This window comes from Winogradskyella endarachnes (genome assembly GCF_009741275.1).
Taxonomy (GTDB): domain Bacteria; phylum Bacteroidota; class Bacteroidia; order Flavobacteriales; family Flavobacteriaceae; genus Winogradskyella; species Winogradskyella endarachnes.
In genome coordinates this window covers 689,657-714,013 of sequence record NZ_WOWS01000002.1, presented here as the reverse complement: position 1 = coordinate 714,013, position 24,357 = coordinate 689,657, and the positions used below count along the sequence as shown (strand labels likewise).

The 24,357-nt window shown below is 32.7% G+C and carries 26 protein-coding genes; 22 read left to right on the top strand and 4 right to left on the bottom strand.

All coding sequences use genetic code 11. From position 1 onward, the window contains the following. Positions 1-13: 13 nt before the first annotated feature. The 19 genes from GN138_RS07845 (at position 14) to GN138_RS07755 (ending at position 14,744) form a co-directional block, all read left to right on the top strand. Entirely contained in the window at positions 14-670 is a 657-nt protein-coding gene (locus tag GN138_RS07845) for a TetR family transcriptional regulator C-terminal domain-containing protein (protein WP_157363238.1), read from the top strand. Between the two features lie 5 nt (positions 671-675). Continuing rightward, entirely contained in the window at positions 676-1,986 is a 1,311-nt protein-coding gene (locus GN138_RS07840) for an ABC1 kinase family protein (protein WP_157363237.1), read from the top strand. After that, a complete protein-coding gene (locus GN138_RS07835) occupies positions 1,987-2,625 on the top strand; it encodes a flavin reductase family protein (RefSeq protein WP_157363236.1) in 639 nt (212 codons plus the stop codon). It abuts the gene before it with no gap. Next, positions 2,625-4,043, top strand: coding sequence for an SDR family oxidoreductase (locus GN138_RS07830; RefSeq protein ID WP_157363235.1), 1,419 nt, complete (start codon positions 2,625-2,627; stop codon positions 4,041-4,043). The genes GN138_RS07835 and GN138_RS07830 overlap by 1 nt, the downstream gene beginning before the upstream one ends. Then, positions 4,040-4,189, top strand: coding sequence for a DUF2256 domain-containing protein (locus tag GN138_RS07825; protein ID WP_157363234.1), 150 nt, complete (start codon positions 4,040-4,042; stop codon positions 4,187-4,189). Before GN138_RS07830 ends, GN138_RS07825 begins: the two co-directional genes overlap by 4 nt. Then, entirely contained in the window at positions 4,159-5,466 is a 1,308-nt protein-coding gene (locus tag GN138_RS07820; RefSeq protein ID WP_157363233.1) for a DASH family cryptochrome, read from the top strand. The genes GN138_RS07825 and GN138_RS07820 overlap by 31 nt, the downstream gene beginning before the upstream one ends. 125 nt (positions 5,467-5,591) lie before the next feature. Further along, positions 5,592-7,061, top strand: a complete 1,470-nt coding sequence (locus tag GN138_RS07815; RefSeq protein ID WP_157363232.1) for a cryptochrome/photolyase family protein — start codon at positions 5,592-5,594, stop codon at positions 7,059-7,061. Position 7,062: 1 nt separating this feature from the next. Continuing rightward, on the top strand, positions 7,063-8,553 hold the full coding sequence (locus GN138_RS07810) for a cryptochrome/deoxyribodipyrimidine photo-lyase family protein (protein WP_157363231.1): 1,491 nt from the start codon (positions 7,063-7,065) through the stop codon (positions 8,551-8,553). A 101-nt stretch (positions 8,554-8,654) separates the two neighbouring features. After that, the gene (locus tag GN138_RS07805; protein WP_157363230.1) at positions 8,655-9,086 is read left to right on the top strand and encodes a hypothetical protein; all 432 of its coding nucleotides are present in this window, start codon (positions 8,655-8,657) and stop codon (positions 9,084-9,086) included. Beyond that, the gene (locus GN138_RS07800) at positions 9,083-9,355 is read left to right on the top strand and encodes a TIGR03643 family protein (protein ID WP_157363229.1); all 273 of its coding nucleotides are present in this window, start codon (positions 9,083-9,085) and stop codon (positions 9,353-9,355) included. Before GN138_RS07805 ends, GN138_RS07800 begins: the two co-directional genes overlap by 4 nt. A 139-nt stretch (positions 9,356-9,494) precedes the next feature. Further along, on the top strand, positions 9,495-10,184 hold the full coding sequence (gene folE / locus GN138_RS07795; protein WP_157363228.1) for a GTP cyclohydrolase I FolE: 690 nt from the start codon (positions 9,495-9,497) through the stop codon (positions 10,182-10,184). A 7-nt stretch (positions 10,185-10,191) separates the two neighbouring features. Beyond that, positions 10,192-10,422, top strand: coding sequence for a hypothetical protein (locus tag GN138_RS07790; protein ID WP_157363227.1), 231 nt, complete (start codon positions 10,192-10,194; stop codon positions 10,420-10,422). A gap of 4 nt (positions 10,423-10,426) precedes the next feature. Beyond that, positions 10,427-11,113, top strand: a complete 687-nt coding sequence (locus tag GN138_RS07785) for an SDR family NAD(P)-dependent oxidoreductase (RefSeq protein ID WP_157363226.1) — start codon at positions 10,427-10,429, stop codon at positions 11,111-11,113. A 31-nt stretch (positions 11,114-11,144) separates the two neighbouring features. Further along, positions 11,145-11,633 carry a glutathione peroxidase gene (locus tag GN138_RS07780; protein ID WP_157363225.1) on the top strand — a complete coding sequence of 163 codons (489 nt, stop codon included), beginning with the start codon at positions 11,145-11,147 and terminating at the stop codon, positions 11,631-11,633. A 6-nt stretch (positions 11,634-11,639) separates the two neighbouring features. Next, positions 11,640-11,810 carry a Lacal_2735 family protein gene (locus GN138_RS07775; RefSeq protein ID WP_157363224.1) on the top strand — a complete coding sequence of 57 codons (171 nt, stop codon included), beginning with the start codon at positions 11,640-11,642 and terminating at the stop codon, positions 11,808-11,810. Between the two features lies 1 nt (position 11,811). Beyond that, on the top strand, positions 11,812-12,276 hold the full coding sequence (locus GN138_RS07770) for a TspO/MBR family protein (protein WP_157363223.1): 465 nt from the start codon (positions 11,812-11,814) through the stop codon (positions 12,274-12,276). 26 nt (positions 12,277-12,302) lie between these two features. Then, a complete protein-coding gene (locus tag GN138_RS07765) occupies positions 12,303-12,770 on the top strand; it encodes an SRPBCC family protein (RefSeq protein ID WP_157363222.1) in 468 nt (155 codons plus the stop codon). A 144-nt stretch (positions 12,771-12,914) separates the two neighbouring features. Next, a complete protein-coding gene (locus tag GN138_RS07760) occupies positions 12,915-14,219 on the top strand; it encodes a cryptochrome/photolyase family protein (protein ID WP_157363221.1) in 1,305 nt (434 codons plus the stop codon). 162 nt (positions 14,220-14,381) lie between these two features. Then, positions 14,382-14,744 (top strand): nuclear transport factor 2 family protein, encoded by a 363-nt coding sequence (locus GN138_RS07755; RefSeq protein ID WP_157363220.1) that lies wholly within the window; start codon positions 14,382-14,384, stop codon positions 14,742-14,744. Positions 14,745-14,783: 39 nt separating this feature from the next. On the opposite strand, the gene GN138_RS07750 is transcribed toward GN138_RS07755, so the two are convergent. From GN138_RS07750 to GN138_RS07735, 4 genes are all read right to left on the bottom strand, one after another. Beyond that, a complete protein-coding gene (locus tag GN138_RS07750; RefSeq protein WP_157363219.1) occupies positions 14,784-18,041 on the bottom strand; it encodes a T9SS type B sorting domain-containing protein in 3,258 nt (1,085 codons plus the stop codon). A gap of 227 nt (positions 18,042-18,268) precedes the next feature. Continuing rightward, on the bottom strand, positions 18,269-19,585 hold the full coding sequence (murA, locus tag GN138_RS07745; protein WP_157363218.1) for a UDP-N-acetylglucosamine 1-carboxyvinyltransferase: 1,317 nt from the start codon (positions 19,583-19,585) through the stop codon (positions 18,269-18,271). A gap of 6 nt (positions 19,586-19,591) precedes the next feature. Then, a complete protein-coding gene (locus GN138_RS07740) occupies positions 19,592-20,251 on the bottom strand; it encodes a DUF4290 domain-containing protein (RefSeq protein WP_157363217.1) in 660 nt (219 codons plus the stop codon). An 89-nt stretch (positions 20,252-20,340) separates the two neighbouring features. After that, positions 20,341-20,634 carry a DUF493 family protein gene (locus GN138_RS07735; RefSeq protein ID WP_157363216.1) on the bottom strand — a complete coding sequence of 98 codons (294 nt, stop codon included), beginning with the start codon at positions 20,632-20,634 and terminating at the stop codon, positions 20,341-20,343. A 169-nt stretch (positions 20,635-20,803) separates the two neighbouring features. Here GN138_RS07735 and GN138_RS07730 point away from each other — a divergent pair, with 169 nt between their 5' ends. From GN138_RS07730 to fmt, 3 genes are read left to right on the top strand one after another with little or no spacing between them, the layout of a single operon-like run. Beyond that, a complete protein-coding gene (locus GN138_RS07730; RefSeq protein WP_157363215.1) occupies positions 20,804-21,346 on the top strand; it encodes an AAA family ATPase in 543 nt (180 codons plus the stop codon). After that, entirely contained in the window at positions 21,346-23,241 is a 1,896-nt protein-coding gene (locus tag GN138_RS07725) for a RecQ family ATP-dependent DNA helicase (RefSeq protein WP_157363214.1), read from the top strand. Before GN138_RS07730 ends, GN138_RS07725 begins: the two co-directional genes overlap by 1 nt. After that, entirely contained in the window at positions 23,238-24,197 is a 960-nt protein-coding gene (gene fmt / locus GN138_RS07720) for a methionyl-tRNA formyltransferase (protein ID WP_157363213.1), read from the top strand. Before GN138_RS07725 ends, fmt begins: the two co-directional genes overlap by 4 nt. Positions 24,198-24,357: the final 160 nt, after the last annotated feature.

Sequence of the window (24,357 nt, the reverse complement as noted above, 5' to 3'; positions counted from 1 at the left end):
AAAAGAAGATATCATGGCAAAAAAAAAGGCAATCAAACAATCGGACGTAATCGATTTTTACATGGATTATGTTTTAACTCACAATCATAAGCCAAAATCCGTCTATGCTTTTGCTAAAGACAATAATTTTGAAGAACAGAAATTCTATGAATTTTTTGGGTCTTTTGAAGCCTTAGAACAAGCTATATTTCAAGTATTTTTTGACCATACTATTGCTAATCTTGACAAAAGTGAAGATTATCAGTCTTTTGATGCCAGAAACAAAATGCTCAGTTTCTATTACACCTTCTTTGAGATTTTAACGGCTAACAGAAGTTATGTGATTCATGCATTAAAATCTAGTAATAACAAACTAGAAACTTTAAAAGTCTTAAAACATTTAAAAGACAGTTTCACTAATTACGTGGCACACTTAGACATAAAAACAATTGATTTAAAACAAGAGAAGTTAGAAAAAATTCAGAATAAAGCCTTAAAAGAATCCGCTTGGATTCAATTGTTAGTCACACTAAAATTTTGGATGGACGACACATCGTCTTCATTTGAAAAGACCGATATTTTTATAGAAAAATCGTTAAAAACAAGCTTCGATTTAATAGATACAACACCATTAAAAAGCATTATCGACTTTGGTAAATTTTTATACAAAGAAAAAATGCAAACCAAATAGAGCTTATGAAAACGATAGATAGCATACCGATTACCAAAATTTCAAGAGCCACTAAATTGGTGTCTACTGGTGCAAAAGTTGGTGTAAACTACTTAAAGTATTATGGCGATAAAATGGTTAAGTCTGAAGCAGAAGCTAAAGAACGTCTTAATCAAAATAACGCAGAAGATATTTACGATAGCTTAAAAACATTAAAAGGAAGTGCGCTAAAAGTAGCCCAAATGTTGAGCATGGAAAAAAGCATATTGCCACAGGCTTATGTAGAAAAATTTTCGTTGTCTCAATTTTCGGTACCACCATTGTCGCCACCTTTAGTGATAAAAACATTTAAAAAATATTTTGGGAAGCATCCCGAAGAATTATTTGATACTTTCAACGCAACTTCAGTTAATGCTGCCAGTATTGGCCAAGTCCATATTGCAGAGAAGAATGGGAAGAAATTTGCTGTGAAAATCCAATATCCTGGAGTTGCGGAAAGTATTGCATCAGACTTAGCTTTGGTTAAACCCATTGCCATTAAAATGTTTAATATAAAAGGCAAAGATTCTGATAAATATTTCAAAGAGGTTGAAAATAAACTCACCGAAGAAACCAACTACATCTTAGAAGTTGAACAAAGTAAAGCCGTTGTTGAGGCGTGCCAACATATTCCTAATTTAAAGTTTCCTAACTATTATTCAGATTTATCCTCTGAACGTATTATTACTATGGATTATATGAAAGGCGAACACCTTTCAGAATTTGTAATGCATAATACTGACCAAGTTTTAGCCAATCAGTTAGGCCAAGCCCTTTGGGATTTTTACATGTTTCAAATTCACAATTTAAGAAAGGTCCATGCAGATCCACATCCTGGAAATTTCTTAATATCAGCATCTGGCGATTTAATTGCGTTAGATTTTGGTTGTATGAAAACCATTCCGGAAGATTTCTACATTCCGTATTTCGAATTAGCTGAAAAAGAATGCATCGATAATCCGAAGTTATTTACCGAAAAATTATACGCGTTAGAAATTTTAAGAGAAGATGATTCAGATGAAGAAATAAAATTCTTTAGCGCTATGTTTCATGAGTTATTAAGCCTGTTTACAAAACCATTTCATGTTGAAGAATTCGATTTTTCAAATCCTGAATTCTTCAATCAAATTTCAGAAATGGGACAACGTTATTCGAAAAGTACAGAGCTTAGAAACATGAACGGTAATAGAGGTTCTAAACATTTTATTTACATCAATAGAACCTTCTTTGGACTGTATAATTTAATGTTCGATTTAAAATCTAAAAACGTTAAAATCAATAATTTTAAAAATCTATAGATGTTAGAATTTACCAGTGACGACTTTGAAAACATGGACCATTTATACCGAATTAACCTCATTAATAGTTGTTCTGGCTATAAATCTGCTAATCTCATTGGTACAAAAAGTGAGGATGGTATTAGTAATGTCGCTGTGTTTAGTTCTGTAACGCATTTAGGTTCTAATCCTGCCTTATTGGGTTTCTTTTTAAGACCAACAACGGTAATGCGTAATACGTACTCAAATTTAAAAAAGACAGGAAAATACACTATAAATCACATTCATTCTGAAATTATAGAAGATGCACATCACACTTCGGCTAAATACGATTCGCACATATCAGAATTTGATGCCACAAAACTAACGGAAGCATATAAAGATAAATTTTGGGCACCTTTTGTAAAAAATGCACCTGTACAATTGGCGATGCAATTTGTTGAAGAATATCCTATCGCTGCGAACAATACTATTTTGGTTATTGGTAAAATTGAAAAACTATACATACAAGACACCTTATTAAACGACGATGGTTTTGTTAACCTTTCTAAAGGGAATGTGGCAACTATAAATGGTTTAGATGGTTATGCTATACCAGAATTAAAAACACGTTTTGAGTACCAAAGACCGAAACCAGAATTTGTAAACTCTAAAAGCTAATGCGCATATTAATCACAGGTACAACAGGTTACATTGCCAAAAGACTAGCACTTCAATTACTTGAAGATAAGCACGAACTAGTCTGTTGTGTACGTGATTTAAACCGAATTCCAGATGAAATTGAAGACCATCCGTTATGCTCTTTTATAAAAGTAGATTTCTTAAAACCTAAAGATGCTGAAATTCCTAAAGACATAGATGCTGCGTATTATTTAATTCATTCCATGTCTACAAGTTCTAATGATTTTGAAGATTTAGAACAACAATGTGCCCAAAATTTTAAAGACCTTGTTGAACCAACCAACTGTAAACAAGTCCTTTTTTTAAGTGGCATTGTTAACGATGCATCGTTATCTAAACATTTAAAATCGAGATTACAGGTTGAAACCACTTTAAAGTCTAAAGCCTATGCACTCACCACATTTAGAGCAGGTATCATTGTTGGTAGCGGAAGCGCTTCTTTTGAAATTATAAGAGATATCGTTGAAAAATTGCCTTTTATGATTACACCAAGGTGGCTAAATACCAAAACACAACCTTTAGCTATTCGTGATGTTCTTAACTTTTTAGCAGGTGGATTAGGTAAAACCGAACTCTATAATAAGTCTTACGATATTTTTGGTCCTGAAGTACTGACTTACAAAGAAATGTTGCTTCAATTTGCAGAAGTAAGAGGCTTAATACGTTACATTGTTACTTTACCTGTACTGACACCAAAACTATCATCATATTGGTTATATTTTGTAACCTCAACCTCGTTTAAATTAGCTGCTGCTTTGGTAGATAGTATGAAGGTTGAAGTGATTGGCAAACCAAGCAACATTAACACTATTATTGGTATTGAGCCCATGGATTACAAAACAGCTGTAGATTTAGCTTTTCAGAAAATTGAACAAAATGCTGTGATTTCGAGTTGGAAAGATGCTGTAAGTAGCGGACGCTTTAAAGACCAATTATCTAAGCATATTGAGTTACCAAAATTCGGCTGTTTTAAAGATGTAAAGCAACGTAAAGTAACAGACGAAGCATTTACACTGAATAAAATTTGGGCTATTGGTGGCAGAAATGGATGGTACAGTTTCAATGGTTTATGGAAACTAAGAGGCTATATGGACAAGCTTTTTGGTGGTGTTGGTTTAAGACGTGGCCGAACAAGCGACACGTATTTAGAAGCTGGAGACGCACTAGATTTTTGGCGCGTGTTATATGCTAATAAAGAAGAAAAACGATTGTTGCTTTTCGCAGAAATGCGTTTACCTGGCGAAGCTTGGTTAGAATTTAAAATTGTAAAAGACCAATTACATCAACGTGCGGTTTTTAGACCTAAAGGCATTTGGGGACGCTTATATTGGTATGCTGTTTTACCGTTTCATGCTTTTGTTTTTAATGGTATGATTAACGCTTTGGTAAAAAAATGAAAGGCGTAAAAAAGGAAAATCTGCCTTCAAAACAATGTCCTGTTTGTAATCGTCCTTTTACATGGCGCAAAAAATGGGAACGCGATTGGGAATACGTTAAATATTGTAGCAATAAATGCAAAAAACAGAAAACAATAATAATTTAATATGGTTTAGAAACGATTTAAGAACCATGGACAATGCCGTTTTATACGAAGCTCAAAAAGACGGTAATCCAATAATTGCCGTCTATTGTTTTAATCCCAATCACTTTACAATTGACAAATTTGAGTTTAAAAAGACAGCAAAATTTAGAGCTAAGTTTTTAATTGAATCTGTACAAGATTTAAAAAAGCAACTCAAAAATTTAAACATTGATTTATTGGTTTTTCATCAACAGCCAGAAGTAGTAATTCCAGAACTTTGCAAAACCTATAATGTCAATTCAATATTTTTTCAAAAAGAATGGACGTCTGAAGAATTAGAAACTGAACATGCTGTTCAATCAAAATTAAATTCTATTAACTGGTATGCAGTTTACAATCAGTTTTTATTCCATCCAGAAGACCTTAATTTTAAAATTGAACAAACATCACAAGTCTTTACTAATTTTAGAAAGAAACTAGAAAAGAATGTTACCATTCGACCAGAATTACAACCTAAAACATATCCTGAAAGTAATCGCATTACCAACAACACTAAAATTCCAACACTTCACGATTTAGGCTTTGAAGATTTTGAAACCCATCCACATTCGGCTTTTCCTTTTAAAGGTGGCGAAACGGAAGCTAACAAACGCCTCATAGATTATTTTTTTAACACTAAAAAGTTAGGGTTTTATAAAAAAACGAGAAACGGATTAGTTGGTACGGATTACAGCTCTAAGTTTTCACCTTGGTTGGCAAATGGTTGCATCTCTGCCAGAACAATTTATTGGCAAGTGAAAAATTTTGAAAACGAATTCTTCAAAAATCAATCCACCTATTGGCTCATTTTTGAACTCATTTGGCGCGATTATTTCAAATACGTGTCCTTAAAACATGGCAACCAAATCTTCAAGTTAGAAGGCATACTTCAAAAGGATTACGATTGGTTTATAAACCAAACTCAGATACAACAATGGATTAATGGCGAAACTACATCTGAATTTGTAAACGCTAATATGATTGAACTTAAAGAAACCGGTTGGATGAGCAACAGAGGACGCCAAAATGTGGCCTCATATTTTGCCAAATCATTAGAACTAGATTGGCGTATTGGTGCTGCCTATTTTGAGTCTTTACTCATAGATTACGACGTGCACAGCAATTATGGCAATTGGATGTACGTGGCTGGTGTTGGTAACGACCCAAGAGATAGAAAGTTTAATGTTGAATTACAAGCGGAACGCTATGATGCCAATAGAAAATTTAGAAATCTTTGGTTGCAACCAACATTGTTCTGAGAACGAAACGTCACATCGAGTGATTTTGAAGAATGAAAAATAGTATTGAGATGCAATATATTCAAAACCAACCATAACTAAAATATGCTTAAATCATAGCAGGATTAAAAACAAAAAAGAAAAAATTGAAAGAAGCCATATTCATATTCCCACATCAATTATTTAAGGATGCACCAATTCTTAAAGTAGATACTGATATTTATGTAATTGAAGAGTTCTTATTCTTTAAGCAATATAAGTTTCACAAGCAAAAAATTGCCTTTCATAGAGCTTCCATGAAAGCCTATGCGGATTATCTCAAAACCCAAAATAAAACCGTAAATTATATCGAAGCCACCACAAAACAATCTGATGTTAGACAACTGATACCAAAACTTATTGAAGATGGCATTGAAAAATTTCATATCATTGACCCAACAGATAATTGGCTTCAAAAACATATTAATTCGGCTTCAAAAGGAATAGAAATTGAATGGTATGAAAATCCTCTGTTCATAAATACAAAAGCAGAGTTAAGTTCATTCTTTAAACCCACAAAAAAGAAATTCTTTCAAACCTCATTTTACAAGCAGCAACGTAAAACACGTGATATTTTAATGGTAAATAGTGAGCCAGAAGGCGGCAAACTGACTTATGATGCTGATAACCGAAAGAAATATCCAAAAGATAAAACACCACCACATATTCATTTTCCAGATAAAACCGATTATCATAAGGAAGCCGAAACTTATGTCAACGCTAATTTTAGTGAGCATTATGGCGAACTCAATGATTTTGTAATTTATCCTGTAGATTTTAAATCTTCAGAAGAATGGTTGAACCAGTTTTTTGAGCAACGTTTTCATGAGTTTGGACCTTATGAAGATGCCATTGTTAAGGAAGAACATTTCTTAAATCATAGCATCCTCTCACCTCTTATTAATGTTGGATTACTTCAACCTTTAGATGTTATCGAAAAAGCTATCGATTATGCAAAATCTAACGACGTTCCCTTAAATTCATTAGAAGGTTTTGTACGACAAATATTAGGTTGGCGCGAATTTATTAGAGGTGTTTACGAAGTAAAAGGCACGGAAGAACGCACAAAAAACTTTTGGAATTTCAACAGGAAAATTCCAGCATCTTTCTACGATGGCAACACAGGCATTAAACCCATTGACGATGTTATTAAAAAAGTATTAAAAACAGGCTACGCACATCATATAGAGCGTTTAATGCTACTCGGCAACTTTATGGTGTTGTGCGAATTTCATCCAGACGAGGTTTACCAATGGTTTATGGAATTGTTTATTGACGCCTACGATTGGGTTATGGTACCAAATGTGTATGGCATGAGTTTGTTTGCTGATGGTGGTTTAATGTCCACAAAACCATACATCAGTAGCAGTAACTATATAATGAAAATGAGCAACTATGCTAAAGGCGATTGGCAAGACACTTGGGATGGTTTGTTCTGGACGTTTATGGATAAGCATCGCGATTTTTTTGCTGGCAATCCAAGACTAGGCATGCTTTTGGGCAATTTAGACAAAATGAAAAAAGAGACTTTAGAAAATCATTTTAATAACGCAGAACAGTTTTTAGAGCAACTTTAAGATGAAAACAAAAGAACATATCAATGTCGTTTGGTTGAAACGCGATTTAAGACTTCAGGATAATGAAGCCATTTCCAATGCTCTAAAATCAGGCAAACGTGTTCTTATTGTATATGTTTTTGAGCATTTACTATTGAATGATGCGCATTATAGCAAACGTCATTTCAATTTTATAAAAGAATCTTTAAGAGATTTAAATGAAAATCTTGCCGCACACCAGACTAAAATACTCACTGTAACTAGCGATATTTCAAGTGTATTTAACCAACTACAAGCATTCCACAAAATTGATACGGTTTTTTCGCATGTGGAAACTGGTCTACTAGTCACATACAACAGAGACAAAGAATTTAAACGCTATTGCCGAAACAATTTAATTCACTGGGAAGAATCTAAAAACAATGGTGTAGAACGTGGTTTGGTTAATAGAGATAATTGGTTTGAAAATTGGGAAACCTACATGAATAGTCCTTTGGAAGTGTTTCAACCTAGCGACAATCAACTATTAAATCTTTCAGAAATTGAAACTTTAGAAAACGTCCTATCGGAAACAAATTTAACCACACCTGAAGACACTAAGTTTCAAAAAGGTGGCACCACTATGGGTTGGAAATATGCCAATTCATTTTTTGAAAACAGACATGTAGATTATATGGTTAATATTTCAAAGCCTGAAGCTTCAAGAACCAGTTGTAGCCGAATTTCGCCATACATAGCTTGGGGAAATTTGTCCATTAGACAAGTGTTTCAGAAAGCAAAACAATTAAAATCTACAACTCAAGATAAACGTCACATTGGTGCGTTTATTTCACGATTACGATGGCAAGCCCATTTCATTCAAAAGTTTGAAATGGAACACACCATGGAAAACGCAAGCGTTAACAAAGGGTATCATAAACTCAAGAAAACACTGTCTGAACGTTATCAAAACGCATGGAAAGATGGGCAAACCGGATTTCCGTTGGTAGATGCGAGTATGCGATGTTTAATTGAAACAGGTTACGTAAATTTTAGAATGCGTGCCATGTTGGCATCTTTTTTTACGCATATCCTTTGGCAACCATGGCAGTCTGCAACCACGCATTTATCACAACAATTTTTAGATTTTGAACCTGGCATCCATTTTCCACAATTACAGATGCAAGCAGGCGAAACAGGCATTAATAATCTTAGAATTTACAATCCAACTCTCAATGGACTAAAGCACGATCCTGATGCTGAATTTATTAAAAAATGGGTTCCAGAATTGGCACACTTAGATATACCATTTATTCATGAACCTTATTTGATGACTGAGATGGAGCAAGCCTTTTATAGTTTTAAGCTAGGCGAAGATTACCCAATGCCTATAGTAGATGTAAAGGAAAATAGAAAGCGTGCAAGCAAAATTTTGTGGAATATGAAAAAAGACCCAGAAGTGCTGCGTGAAAGTTATAGAATCTTAAAACGACATACATTACAAGATAGAAAGCGTATGCTGAGAAGTGATTGATTTCTGTTTCTTACCTAAGAAATTTCATAGTCATAATTATCTGTTAATTTTTGTTTAACTTTTAAAATAAATAGTTAAACATTTTATATATTTGATGATATATGATACTCAATACTACATATAACAATCCTGAGCACAAACAAATCATTGCCGATTTAGTTGGCAGTCCGTTTAGTTTGGTACAGAAATTGAAAATGAATGGTATAGGTTCTAAACGTATGATAATTGACGAAGTGAGTCCAAATATGCAATCCATGATGAATACTGTATCTGATATTAATTATGGAAATATTGAATTGAGACCAAAAGGTATTTTAATTAGAATTAATAAAGGCTTACAAAATTTTACATGGATAATACCTTATTACCATCTCGTTATATATAAAATCAATGGGTCTAGTATACATGCGCAAGGAAAATTTGTGCACTTTAGGGCCAACAAAACTTTTAAAGAAAATAAGAAGTTTTTTGACAAATTAATGGATGAAAAAGTAAAGTACGATTTACAACACACAATGCCTCACGGACTATGAATTTAGAACTAAAAGACATTGACAGAATTATTGAAATGGCATGGGAAGACAGAACACCTTTTGACGCTATTACATTTCAATTCAATTTAAAAGAACAAGAGGTTATTAATTTGATGCGACGCGAATTAAAACCAAGTAGCTTCAGATTATGGAGAGCGCGAGTGCAAGGTAGAGCTACTAAACACAGTAAAAAAAGAACGTTTGACAAAGGCAGATTTAAATGCTCGAGACAAAGAACAATAACAAATAACTCTATTTCAAAACGTTAACACGTGCTTTGATTTAAGCTTGGAGTACTTAAAGACAGCACATAAAAAAGATTCTATGAAATGAGTCAATGTCATTTAACAATTAAAAAGTAGACTTGACGAATTCCATCTGACCTTTGATTAAAATTAAAAAAAACAGATGAGTACAGAAACAACTTCCAAAACAAATGGAACGCTTAATGGTTTTACAAATGAGGCTATAGGCGACGACCATTTATTTACAAGTTTAGACACACCAATGAAAGCCAATGCTTTTGATATGTCTAATGAAGAAAAGAAAAAACGCATATCTATTTTATTTTCAGAAATAATGGATGTTATGGGTTTAGATTTAACCGACGATTCCCTTAAAGGCACACCAGACCGTGTTGCAAAAATGTATATTGAAGAGATTTTTTCTGGTTTAGACCCAAAAAACAAGCCTAAAATGGCACTTTTTGAAAATAAATATCAATATAATCAGATGTTAGTAGAAAAAAATATTACCTTCTACTCTAATTGTGAGCATCATTTTGTACCCATAATAGGAAAAGCACATATTGCCTACAAGTCATCTGGAAAAGTGATTGGACTTTCTAAATTAAATAGAATTGTTCAATACTATGCCAAACGTCCTCAAGTTCAAGAGCGTTTAACAAATCAAATTGCGAATGAACTTAAAACTGTCTTAGAAACTGAAGACGTGGCTGTTATTATAGATGCCAAGCATTTATGTGTATCCTCTAGAGGTGTAAAAGACGATACTTCTACAACGATAACAACATTTTATGGAGGCGAATTTAACAACGCTTCAAAAATTTTAGAATTACAAAACTATTTAAACAACTAAATATATTATGAGTACAGTAGAAAAAGCTTTAGAATTTGAAAACAGAAAGTTTTCATTTAAAACAACAAGTGACAGAATTTTAGCAGCAAGAGAAGCTAAAGATTTAATATTAGAAGTCAACGAAATATACAAAAAAGAAAAAGACGCGAAATTAATGGACTTAATGAAGCGATTAACTGTTATTAAGCAAAAAATTGAAAAACGATTAAAAGGTAGACCTTTAACAGAACTGGCTTAATAATATGAAAAGATTAATAATTGTTGGAGGAAGCAAAGGTATTGGTAAAGCAATTATCTCATCTTTGCTTTCTTCTTACGATGAGATTGTAAATATCAGTCGGACATCGCCAGAAGCGTCACAGCCTAATTTAAAACATTACAGTTGTGATATTTTAACTGACCAATTACCAGAAATAGATAAAGCCGATGGGTTAGTGTATTGTCCTGGAAGTATTAATCTTAAACCCATAAACAGACTTAGTGTAGATGATTTTAAAAATGATTTTGACATTAATGTTATAGGAGCTGTTAAAGCTATACAAAACTATTTACCAGCTTTAAAAAATGGTAATAAACCATCGGTTGTATTGTTTAGTACCGTTGCAGCAAAGTTAGGCATGCCGTTTCATGCTAGTGTAGCGGCTTCAAAATCTGCCATTGAAGGCTTAACAAAATCATTAGGTGCAGAATTAGCACCAAACATTCGCATTAATGCGATTGCACCAACTGTTACAGATACAGAGTTGGCATCTAAATTACTGCGTAATGAACGGATGATTGACAATATGAACGAACGTCATCCCTTAAAAAAATATCTTCAACCTAAAGAAGTTGCGGATATGGCAGGCTTTTTATTATCAGAAAAAGCGGCTTCTATGTCAGGACAAATATTTGAAATGGACTGTGGCATCGTCAGTTTCAAGTTATAAATACCATTGAATAATTTAATACTTAAATATCATGATAGCAACAGCTACGCATTCCATGTACGATATAAAGATGAACAGCCTTCAAGGACAACCTATAGATTTTCAACAATTTAAAGGTAAAAAAATACTATTTGTTAACGTAGCGTCAAAATGTGGTTTTACACCTCAATATAGAGCGTTGCAAGAGCTTCAAGATACTTATAAAGACAATTTGGTGGTTATTGGCGTGCCTTGTAATCAATTTGGAAATCAAGAACCTGGTAGCGCAAATGATATTCAAGAATTTTGTGAAATTAACTATGGTGTTTCTTTTATAATAACAGAAAAAATTGATGTTAAAGGCAACTCTCAACATCCATTATACGCTTGGCTTACAGATAAATCTTTAAACGGAAAGCAAAATTCTAATGTACGTTGGAATTTTCAAAAATATCTTATTGATGAAAATGGCGAATTTCTAAATTACTTTTTTTCAATTACTAAGCCTAATAGCTCTAGAATAACAAAATATTTAAAATAGAAGACTATGTTTGGACGCTTTAAAAAAACTACAGAATTAGAAAAGCTTCAAAAGCAATACAAAAAGCTAATGGCAGATTGGCATAAATTGTCTGCCACAAACAGAGGCGAAAGTGATAAAAAATATGCTGAAGCACAAGTAATAATGGACAAAATAGAACAATTAAAACAAGCATAAATTGAAAAAGATATATCTTATCATTCTATTTCTAGTTATTAATTTCGGTGGTCTTGCTTTGGGACGCTATTTTATGGGAGACGCTGTAACTGGCGAATGGTATACCAATCTAAATAAAGCACCTTGGACACCACCAGGTTGGGTTTTTGGAGCGGCTTGGACATTAATTATGATATGCTTTTCAGTTTATCTTAGTTATTTATTTTTAGTTCGGAATTCTAATGTTGTTAAAGCACTTTTCGTTATAGCGGTAATTTTAAATGTGAGTTGGAATTACGTGTTTTTTAACCAACAGTTAACGACACTAGGTTTCGTTAATATCATTTTACTCACTTTACTCATTACCTATTTCTTTATAACGTTTGGCGACGATAAACTAAGTCACATTAAATATCTCTTACTACCTTACATTATTTGGCTCTGTATTGCTACATCGCTCAATGGCTACATTGTATTTAATAACTAATCACCAACTAGTAGAAAAACTAACAAATGAAAATATATAGGTTACACAAAAAACAAAATTTACCAATCTCAGTAGAAGAAGCTTGGGCGTTTTTATCTAGTCCTGCTAATTTAAAAACCATCACACCAGATTATATGAGCTTTGATATTCTCTCTGGCGCAGATAGACCAATGTTTCCTGGGCAAATTATTCAGTATATTGTGACACCTGTATTAGGCATTAAAACAAAATGGGTTACAGAAATTACGCATGTAAAAGACAATGAATACTTTGTAGACGAACAACGTTTTGGACCCTATGCCCTTTGGCATCATAAGCATTTTATAAAGGAAATTGAAGGTGGTGTAGAAATGGAAGATATTATAGATTATAAAGTGCCTCTAGGAATCCTAGGACAACTAATTCATCCTATTATAGTGAAGCCCAAATTGGAAGAAATTTTTAACTATAGAACTAAAAAGTTAGAAAAATTGTTTGGGAAATACGAGTTGTAATGTACGCTCTCGCTAAGGCGCAAAGATTTAAAGCTGAAGAGTCACTGAGATTCCAAAAGCAGAAAATATTAAGCGAAACTTTTTACTTTACATTATACTCTTATCACTTCTCACTTTACACTTTCTACTAATTAACAACAAAACATGACAAAAAAAGTAAACATTTTCTGGTTTCGACGCGACTTAAGATTAGATGATAATCTTGGTTTTTATGAAGCTTTAAAATCGGAACATCCTGTGCTTCCTATATTTATATTTGATACCTCGATTTTAGAAAAACTACCCAAAAATGATGCGCGTGTTACTTTTATTTTTGAAACACTACAAGGTTTAAGACAAACGCTACAAGATGAGCACGGCAGTAGCATTGCCATATTTAAAGGAAAGCCTGAAGACACCTACAAGCAATTAATCTCAGAATACGATATTGAAACGGTGTTTACAAATCATGATTACGAGCCTTATGCTACAGAACGTGATAATTCAATAAAAACCCTTTTAGAAAAAAACAATATAGAATTCAAAACCTATAAAGACCAGGTTATTTTTGAAAAAAGTGAGGTTGTAAAAAATGACGGTAAACCCTACATGGTTTACACACCATACATGCGTAAGTGGAAAGAAAAATTTAGAAATCTAGATTTAGAAATTTTCTATACCAACTCATATCTAGACAATCTTATTGAGCACAGCAGATTACCAAACTTATCATTAGCAGATATTGGTTTTGAAAAATCGAGTCAAGAAATAGCAGCTTATGATGTTACACCAACATTGATTAAGAATTACGAAGCCACACGAAATTTTCCTGCTAAAGATGCCACCTCACGTTTAGGACCACATTTAAGATTCGGAACCGTTAGCATTCGTAAAATGGTAAAAAAAGCCATTGCTGAAGACAATGAAGTGTTTTGGCAAGAGTTAATTTGGCGCGAGTTTTTTATGCAGATTCTATGGCACTTTCCGCATACAAAAGACAAAGCCTTTAAACCAAAATACGACCGCATTGAATGGCGAAATAATGAAGAAGAGTTTAAAAAATGGTGCGCAGGTAAAACGGGATATCCACTTGTTGATGCTGGTATGCGTCAACTAAATGCCACAGGTTTTATGCACAATAGAGTACGTATGTTAGTTGGTAGTTTTCTATGCAAACATTTACTCATTGATTGGCGTTGGGGCGAAGCTTATTTTGCTGAGAAACTTCACGATTACGATATGGCAAGTAATGTTGGTAATTGGCAATGGGTTGCTGGTTCTGGTGTAGATGCTTCGCCATATTTTAGAATTTTTAATCCTACTACTCAGATTCAAAAATTTGATAAGAATTTAGAATATATAAAAAAATGGGTTCCGGATTTTCAAGAGTTAACTTATCCCAAACAAATAGTTGACCATAAAGAAGCAAGAGAACGTTGTTTAATAAGATATAAATCTGCCTTAGATTAATTACTTTACCTTTCGCATTGTCATAATACCATTATTTTTTACTAGCAAACAGCACCACAACGCTCTAATAATTAATTTAAAAGTTAAAAAGCTCGGGAATATATATAGATTTTAGAAAAACTTTTCACTATTTTTAAAGCACTAATTTAAATTTAGAGAATTATGAATACTTGGGGAGTTGCTAGAAAGTGGAAAGAAATGTGCGAGCAAGGTAAAAGCTTAGAATGCATAAATGAGCTTTATGCAGACAACGTTGTAAGTAAAGAAATGCCAGGTATGCCTGGAGAAAAAATTACTGGCAAACAAAATGTTTGGAATAAAAACAAGGAATGGTTAGATAATGTTGAAAAAATTCATTGCAGTTCTATAAGTGCGCCTCTTGTTGCGGGTAATCATTTTTCTTCTAAAATGAAATTCGATTTAACTTTTAAAGATAGAGGAAGACAACAAATGGAAGAAATTGCCGTGTTTGAAGTTAAGGATGGCAAAATTACATCTGAACAATTTTTGTATACTATAGATTAAATCATAGCAAAGAAACCACTCTCAATTGTATAAAATAACTTAGCGTTTTAAAGTAAAATGACCTGTATGTGTTAACCCGTTAGAACGTTTTACTAAAAACCAATAATCACTAGTAGGCATTTGGTTACCATTATAACGTCCATCCCAACCGATATCATTACCAGAAAAATTAATTAATAACTTGCCGTACCTATCATAAACAAAAACTTGCATATCAGTTTCTAAATGCGAGCCTGTTATTTGCCAATATTCATTTTCGCCATCACCATTTGGTGTAAAGAATTTTTTATAATTTAATAACGAAATATTTTCAGTACTAACACCACAACCATTTCTGTCTCTTACAAAAATGGTATAAATTCCAGAATCTAAATTTTCAAAATGATTTTCTAACTGATAAGTTACGCCATCTAATGAATATTCATAATCACCAATACCAGAAACTTCAATATCAACAAAATTATTATTAGAGGTAAAGTCTTCGCTAATGATATTTTCAATATTAGCAACACCAGACATAACCACAGTATAGGTTTTAGTAGCTTCACAATAAAAATCACCATAGTTATTAAAAACTGTAACAGAGTAAGTTCCTTCTGTATCTGCAACTATACTTCTTGTTGTTTCACCTGAAGACCATAAATAACTAGAATACCCCAAATCTGCAGACAGCAAAATAGAGTTACCTTCACAAATCGTAGTAGATTCATCAGCTCCCAACTCTGGAGCAAAGCCAACTATAAGCTGAAAAGCATCTGTTTCATAACATACATCTAAAGTATTATGAACCATTCTAACATAAACAGTTTGTGGATTTATTACATTCTCATAATTTTCTGAAATCGGGTTATTCCCTGAATCTGCATCCATTTGATTTAGATGATATGTAATTGTGAAATTATCTGGGTTTTGATTCCCCAACAATTGGGTATTTTGCTCAGTTAAATTAAATAACGCTTGATTGTTATTTGAATCACTACAAATTACCATATCAGTTGGATTTCCAAGACTAACCACAGGTAGTAAATCCATGGTATTAATAGTAGTGGCAGCTATACTTCCGCAAGCATCCTCTACCCTAATTTCATAAATACCTGCACTCAAATCTGTAAAAACATTAACGGCACCATTATCTATAACGATAGGAGAAATAATAGAGAAATTATAAGGAGGCACACCACTTACATCTACTATTATGTCTGACGGTCCTGAGCCTCCATCACAATTTAAATTAAAAACATCATTTATTGTTAGCTCTGATTCTATTTCAAATTCTCCAAAAATATCAAAACAATATGCCTCTGGATTTGGGTTAACTGCAGTTTGAAATACTTTTATTAATCTAAACTCACCGACAACAAAAATATTAAGAAGACTTTCTCCATTTTCAATTGAAATAGAATTTATATCAGTTGGCAATTCACCTTCATTATACATTACACCTGTATTAGGATGTCCCCAACTATCATATTCTGGGTAGTACTTTTGAAACCAATAAGTTTGATTTACTACAGCATCATCATTATCTAGAATACTCAAATCAAAAGAACCACAATTTTGTTGTAAAACATAAATAGATTCATTGTTATCATCATTGTACGTTTCAACAATTTCTGTAAACATAAATTGGCTACCACAGCTATCCGTAAACTCTATTGTGTAGTTACCAGCTGGTAAATCTTCAACATAAAATATGCCTTGAGATGAAATTGCATAACTGTAATCGTAAGGCAATGATTGTGAAAACTCAACTGGAGCTTCAATAAAAATTACAGATGCAACTGTACCATTGCCACCTGTTAAATTTAAAGCTCCTAGATTTGTACTACAGCTAACTGAGGTTGAAACGTTAAAATCATAAATCTCATGTTCTGGAATTTCAAAGTCTTCTATATAAGTGTTTCCACAATTATCTATCATCTCCAACGTATAATTACCTAATGGAAGGTCGTTTAGCATTAATCTACCATTTGAAGAAATTAAATACGAAACATCATCTGGCACAGCATTACTATAATTAATAGGTGCAGCTGTAATTAATGCGGATACAAGCTCTCTATTTGGAATTCTCACCGACAATGCTCCAGATTCTGTATCACACCCACCATTTGAAGTATTTACAACTGGAATTTCTAACTCTTCTACTAACTCTATGCTTGCCTCACCAATATTTCCGCAAGCATCCACAATACTTACTTCGTATACTCCAAAAGGTAAGCCTTCATCTTCTTGCCCAAAAACAATAACAAAATCTGAATATACACCTTGATTATCATTATAATCTGAAGGATTGAACTCTATAGGTGCCTGAATAAACTGTAGTGTAAAAGGCGGTAGCATATTGGATATGGCAATTATTAAATCATTTCCGCAAACATTTGCAACTTCAGATAAATTAATTTCAGGGTTTGGATTTACAATTTCAGTGCTAGTAACCATAGTGCCACACCCATCTTGTATTACCGTATCTACGGTAAAAGTTTGCTCAGCATAATCAGTTACCGTTGTTGATATCTCTAACTCAGTTTCTGGACCATTATCGTAGGTCTGAGAATAACTTGTAGTTTCATTTCCATCTGAAAAATTTATGGTAAAATTAACAACTATAGGGTAAGACAGTTGTGACCCATTACTCGCTGATATAACTTGATAAATGGTAACCTCATCGCAGTTAATTAAAACATTAGATTGTTCAATTTCAGATACTGTTAAAACGGAATCATTAAATAAATAAGTATAGGTTTTAGTTAAAGCATTACCACAATTATCATAAACACGGATAACATAAGTTCCTTCAGGAAGATTAGTAAACGTGTTACCTGTTTGTAAAGGCACTGTTACAGGGCCCGAAATAATTTCAAAAGATTCAGCATTACCAGATAATATATTAACAACTAAAATTAAGTCTCCACAAACCCCAGAATAGCCTTGGTCAACCTCAAAGTCTAAAACAGTAATAGCATCAATTATAGTAGCATCTGCAGTTTGTGTGTTCTGAAAGTCATCTAATGTTTGTGTAGCTTCAACCAAATAATCACCGCTTTCTAAATTACTAAACATGCTTGAAGATGTTTGTGCAATTGGTGTATCTAGATCTGGATATAAAAATAGTTTATACGTTACTTGTGCTTCTGTTTCTAGGCCAGAAACCTCCATTGTAATTGAACCATTTCCTGAACAAGACTCTTCTGTTACACTTACTGAAAAGTTAAAATCACTCAATTGCGCATGCACAAAAGAGCTAATTAATACAAGAAAAAATAGAATGTAGTTTTTTTGAGGGAAAATTAAATACATTATTTATTTTTCAAAGCATTATACCACAAATTAAAATTAATTAACGTTTATCCTTAAAACACGTTAATATAATTAATAATTGATTAAATATTATGCATTATTCTAAAAGCTACTAAAATAGAAAATGATTTTATAAATACATAGTCTACAGATATAAAATTTTACTATAAACATAAAAAAAAGGCCTCATAAAAAATGAGGCTCTTTATATATTATATTTTTATTTTCTAATTTCCTTCTATACGTTCAATCTTAGCACCAATTGCTCTTAATCTCTCGTCTATATTTTCATAACCACGATCTATTTGTTCAATATTATGAATAGTAGATGTTCCTTTTGCAGATAATGCAGCTATTAATAATGAAACACCTGCTCTAATATCTGGCGAGGTCATTGTTGTTGCTTTTAATGTAGACTTAAAATCGTGACCAATAACTGTAGCTCTATGAGGATCACAAAGAATAATTTTTGCACCCATATCAATTAACTTATCTACAAAGAACAACCGACTTTCAAACATTTTTTGATGCACAATAGCTTCTCCTCTAGCTTGTGTTAAAACGGTTAGAATGATACTTAATAAATCTGGTGTAAATCCTGGCCATGGCGCATCTGAAACCGTTAATATAGAACCATCAATATAATTTTGCACCTCATAACCATCAATATGCGCTGGTATATAAATATCATCACCTTGACGCTCAATTGTAACACCTATTTTTCTAAATACACTTGGCATTTGGCCTAAATCATCCCAACTTACATTGGTTATCGTTAACTCACTTTTAGTCATAGCAGCTAAACCAATCCAGCTTCCAATTTCAATCATGTCTGGTAACATTCTGTGAGTTGTACCTCCTAGAGACTTAACACCTTCAATGATAAGCATGTTAGAACCAACACCAGAAATTTTTGCTCCCATACGATTCAGCATTTTACAAAGCTGCTGTAAATAAGGCTCACATGCTGCGTTATAGATAGTTGTGGTACCTTCTGCTAAAACTGCGGCCATAACTATGTTAGCTGTACCTGTTACAGAAGCCTCATCTAATAGCATGTAAGTTCCTTTTAACTGGTCTGCCTCAACTCCATAAAATAAATCTTCTTTATTATATCTAAACTTAGCCCCTAAATCTATAAATCCCTGAAAGTGTGTGTCTAAACGACGACGACCAATTTTATCACCGCCAGGTTTTGGAATATAACCTTTACCAAAACGTGCTAATAATGGACCAACAATCATTATAGAACCTCTTAAACCCTTACCATCTTCTTTAAATTGAGCAGACTCTAAATATCCTAAATTAACATCATCAGCCTTAAACGTGTAAGACCCTTTACCTGTTTTATTTATTTTTACGCCTAGCTTTTTTAATAAAGCAATGAGCTTATTAACATCAATAATATCTGGAATGTTATCTATTTGAATTTCTTCGGCAGTTAAAAGTACTGCACATAAGATTTGTAAAGCTTCATTTTTGGCACCTTGTGGTTGAATTTTCCCTTTAAGTTGGTGGCCACCTTCAATTTTAAATGTACTCATCCGTTTTTAGTAACGTTTTCTGTTATTAGAATATTTCTTTTTATTAGAATTGTTATTCTTTTTGTTAGAGTTATTTTTAGAACCATATTTAGATTTGGTACGCATTAAACTAGAGGAGTCTGTTAAATCTTCTTCACTATCTTTTAAGTTTAATTTTCCGTCAGAAAGTTCAAGTAAATGATTGTATATAACATCATCTTCTACCGTATCCTTATTCCAATTAAGGAAACACTTTTTCATGTGATTAGCTATAGTATACGTTAAAGCTTCCTTTAATTCGCCTTCTTCCCAACTCACCGCAACATCAATCATAGTTTTTATATTATTACCATAAAAACGATATTTAGGGTGATTCTGCGGATATTTTAAAGGCTCTGGTCGCGCTTGTATTTCTTCTTTTGATGGTTCTCCATATGGTGAATCTACATCAATATCAAAATCTGCCATTATAAATAACTGGTCCCATAATTTGTGTTTAAAATCTGGCACATCTCTTAAGTGTGGTTGCAGATTTCCCATTACAGAAATAATAGCATTAGCTAATTTATTACGCTCTTCTTTTGTTTCGCGAGACTTAGCATGATTAATCATCTTTTGAAGATGACGTCCATATTCTGGAATTATTAAATGCTCGCGCTCTGTGTTGTATTCTAAATTGTCAATCAAAATTGTAATATGTGTAGTATAATGTTGTAAAACCCGAAGTCTCTAGGTTTTGTTGCAAAGTACAAAAAAATAAGAAGTCTAATATAAAATTATAAAGAAATTACGCCTTCAACATTTTCTGCCACCTCTTTATATTTAGCTATAACTGCTTCTGGGTTTTTCATTCTAACGTTAATAGAAACACTAGTGTATTTCCCATTTTTAGATTCAGTAGTAGAAATTACAGCGCCTAAATTATCAAAAAGTGCTTCAATGTGGTTAACTCCAGACCCTTTTGTAATTACAATAAATTTATACAAATACTCTGATGGCCAAAGCGTTGTGTCGTATAATTGCGACTTTAATTTCTCGTAAAATTCATCTGTTTTTTTAGAACTATTCATAGTTTATATTTTCAACTGCAAAGATACATTTAAAACTTAAAAAAGAGAAAATTCAAATTAACTGAACCTGGTATTTAATGGTGTTTTTCAAAATATAGTTAGGATTTTTATATTTTCTATTTAATGCCTTATTTTTACCCTCATTATTTTCTTAAAATTTATAGACAATTTGAATCCGAAAAAAGTCGTCATTGCAGGTGGACCTGGAACAGGAAAAACCACTATAATTAACGAACTAAAAAAAAGAAATTTTATTTGTTATGATGAAATCTCTAGACAAATTACATTACAAGCTAGAGAGGAAGGTATTGAACAAATGTTTCTAACTGACCCATTGTTATTTAGTCAGAAACTCTTAGATGGGAGAATACAGCAATATAAAGATGCTACTATTGAAACAAATGAGGTTGTTTTTTTAGATCGAGGAATTCCTGATGTTATTGCGTATATGGATTTTATAGGAGACACGTATCCCAATCATTTTGTAGAAGCTTGTGACAACCATAAATACGATATCATTTTTGTTTTAGCACCTTGGCAAGAAATTTTTACTAGTGACAATGAACGTTATGAGAATTTTGAAGAAGCTATAAAAATACACAACCATTTATTAGAAACCTATAAGCGTTTTGGCTATAAATTAATTGACGTGCCTTTTGGAAGTGTAGAAACTAGAGCCAACTTTATCTTAGAGTTCTTAAATTTGCAGTAATGCATCCTATAGAAGTTTTAGAGCAATACTGGAATTATACGTCCTTTAGACCGCTTCAAGAAGAGATTATTACTTCGGTTTTAAACCAAGAGGATACTTTTGCTTTGTTACCAACTGGAGGCGGAAAATCAGTTTGTTTTCAAATTCCTGCTTTAATAAAAGATGGCATCTGTATTGTTGTTTCGCCGCTGATTGCTTTAATGAAAGACCAGGTCACCACTTTAAAAGAAAAAGGTATTAAGGCTATTGCGCTGACTTCTGGCATGTCTTATAAAGATTTAGACACGCAATTAGACAATTGTATTTATGGAAATTATAAATTTCTTTACCTCTCACCAGAACGCTTACAACAAACTTTAGTACAAGATCGCATTCAGCAAATGAAAGTAAACCTCATTGCGATTGATGAAGCACATTGTATAAGTCAATGGGGAAATGATTTTAGACCTGCTTATAAAAACATTGCTATACTAAGACAAATGCATCCACATGTTAATTGCATTGCATTAACAGCCACAGCAAAACATAATGTAGTAGATGATATTGTAGAAAACCTAGATTTTATAAATCCTAATATTTTCAAAGCCTCTTTTGCAAGACCTAATATTGCATATGATGTTATCCATACAGACGATAAATTATTTCAGTTAGAATCTATATTAAAAAAGCATACTGGTTCTTCTATTATATATGTAAGAAATAGACGCGCCACTCAAGACATTCATAATTTTTTAACAGCTAAAGGTTTTACCTCTACTTTTTATCATGGCGGTATTACTAATAAAGAAAAACAACAACGGTTGTACCAATGGACTAATGGACAACTAGATATTATGGTGGCCACCACAGCCTTTGGAATGGGAATTGATAAGGCTAATGTAAAAACCGTTATTCATATTAATTTACCAGAAAGTTTAGAAAGTTATTACCAAGAAGCAGGACGCGCAGGACGAGATGGTAAATTAGCACACGCAATTATTTTAAAACAACATATTGATGAGAATCATTTACGTAGTCAGTTTTTAAATAATTTACCGTCCGTAGCCTTTGTAAAAACGGTATATAACAAACTGTGTAATTATTTTCAGATCTCTTACGGTGAGGGAGAAAACACCTTACATCAATTCGATTTTAAATCCTTTTGCAATCAGTATAAATTAAGTGCTAGCATTACCTACAATGCTTTGTTACTTTTAGACCGAAATGCCATAATTACACTGATACAACATTTTAACTTCAGAACAAAAATACAGTTTATAACTACTAATACCGTTTTGTTTCAGTACCTAGAAACTAATAAAGATTTAAATATTTTAGTAAAAGTATTATTACGAACCTATGGTGGTATTTTTGATTATGAAACCAAAGTGAATCTTAGTTTGGTTATTAAAAAATCTAATTTATCAGAAAAGCAAGTTATTGCTCAATTGCAACGTTTAGAAAAAGACGATGTAATTAGTTTACAAATGGCAAACACAGATTCTGAAATTACATTTTTAAAACCACGTGAAGATGCTATTACCATTAACCCAATCGCAAAAACAATAGAACAACAACATACATTAAAACATCAGCAAATTGAATCCGTATTAAATTACATTAAAAATGATACCGTTTGCAGAAGTCAACAACTTCTGCGCTATTTTGGTGAGACGTTAAAACAACCATGTGGCATTTGTTCGGTTTGTGTGGCAAAAGCTTCAAGCGTAGATACGGCTTCAAATGATGCTATTGCACTTCAAATTATAACATCTATTACAGCAGAAGCTTTATCTTCGCGACAATTATTACTTCAAATACAATGTTCTGAAAAGGTACTTTTAAAAACACTTTCAGAATTAATAGAACTTAAAAAAATAAAATTAACACCTACAAATACCTATACACTTATATGACCGAAAAACGCAATTTACGAATTGTTTTTATGGGTACACCAGATTTTGCTGTTGCTACTTTAAAAGCACTTATTAACCATAATTATAATGTTGTTGGTGTTATTACTGCACCAGACAGGCCTGCTGGTAGAGGGCAAAAACTAAGAGCTTCTGCAGTTAAAACCTTTGCTTTAGAACAAGGTTTACCTATTATGCAACCTACAAACTTAAAAGCCGAATCGTTTTTAGAAGAACTAAAGAACGTAAACGCTAATTTACAAATCATTGTTGCCTTTAGAATGTTACCAAAAGTGGTTTGGCAAATGCCAGAGTTTGGGACGTTTAATTTACACGCGTCTTTACTACCACAATATAGAGGTGCTGCACCAATACATTGGGCTATAATAAATGGTGAAACTAAAACTGGTGTTACTACTTTTTTTATAGACGAAAAAATAGATACAGGTGCTATTATTAAAAGTGAAGAAACCGTAATAGGAAACGCTACAACCGTTGGCGAATTGCATGATGAATTAATGCATATTGGTAGCACACTAGTCATTAAAACTGTTGAGCAAATTGAAAACAATACGGTTAAAACTAAAGTTCAGTCACAAACCGAGGATTTAAAAACAGCTTACAAACTTAATAGAGATAACTGCAAAATAGATTGGACATTAAATATTGATACCATATATAATAAGATACGCGGTTTAAATCCATTTCCAACAGCATGGTGTTTGTTAGAAAATGATGAAAAAAAGCCACTATCTGTAAAAATTTATGGGGTAGAAAAAATTGACGAATCACATAATTTTGAAGCTGGAAAATTAATAGTAACTAAAGACGAGTTAAAGGTCGCTTGCCAAGGTGGTTATATAAAAATCTTAGAAATTCAGTTGCCAGGCAAACGAAAAATGGAGGTAAAATCGCTTTTAAATGGTTTTAAATTTTCTGAAGGAGCCAAACTGCTGTAAACCCTTATTATCATTGGTATTACAAAATATTCGATAAAATTCATTAGGTTTATTAACAAATGCCTCAAGTTATTAACAAAAATCCGAGTTTCCCTTGCTATTCCTTGTATAGCTTAATATTCCTAATAATTTTGTGTACCGGTTTTAACAACACTATGAC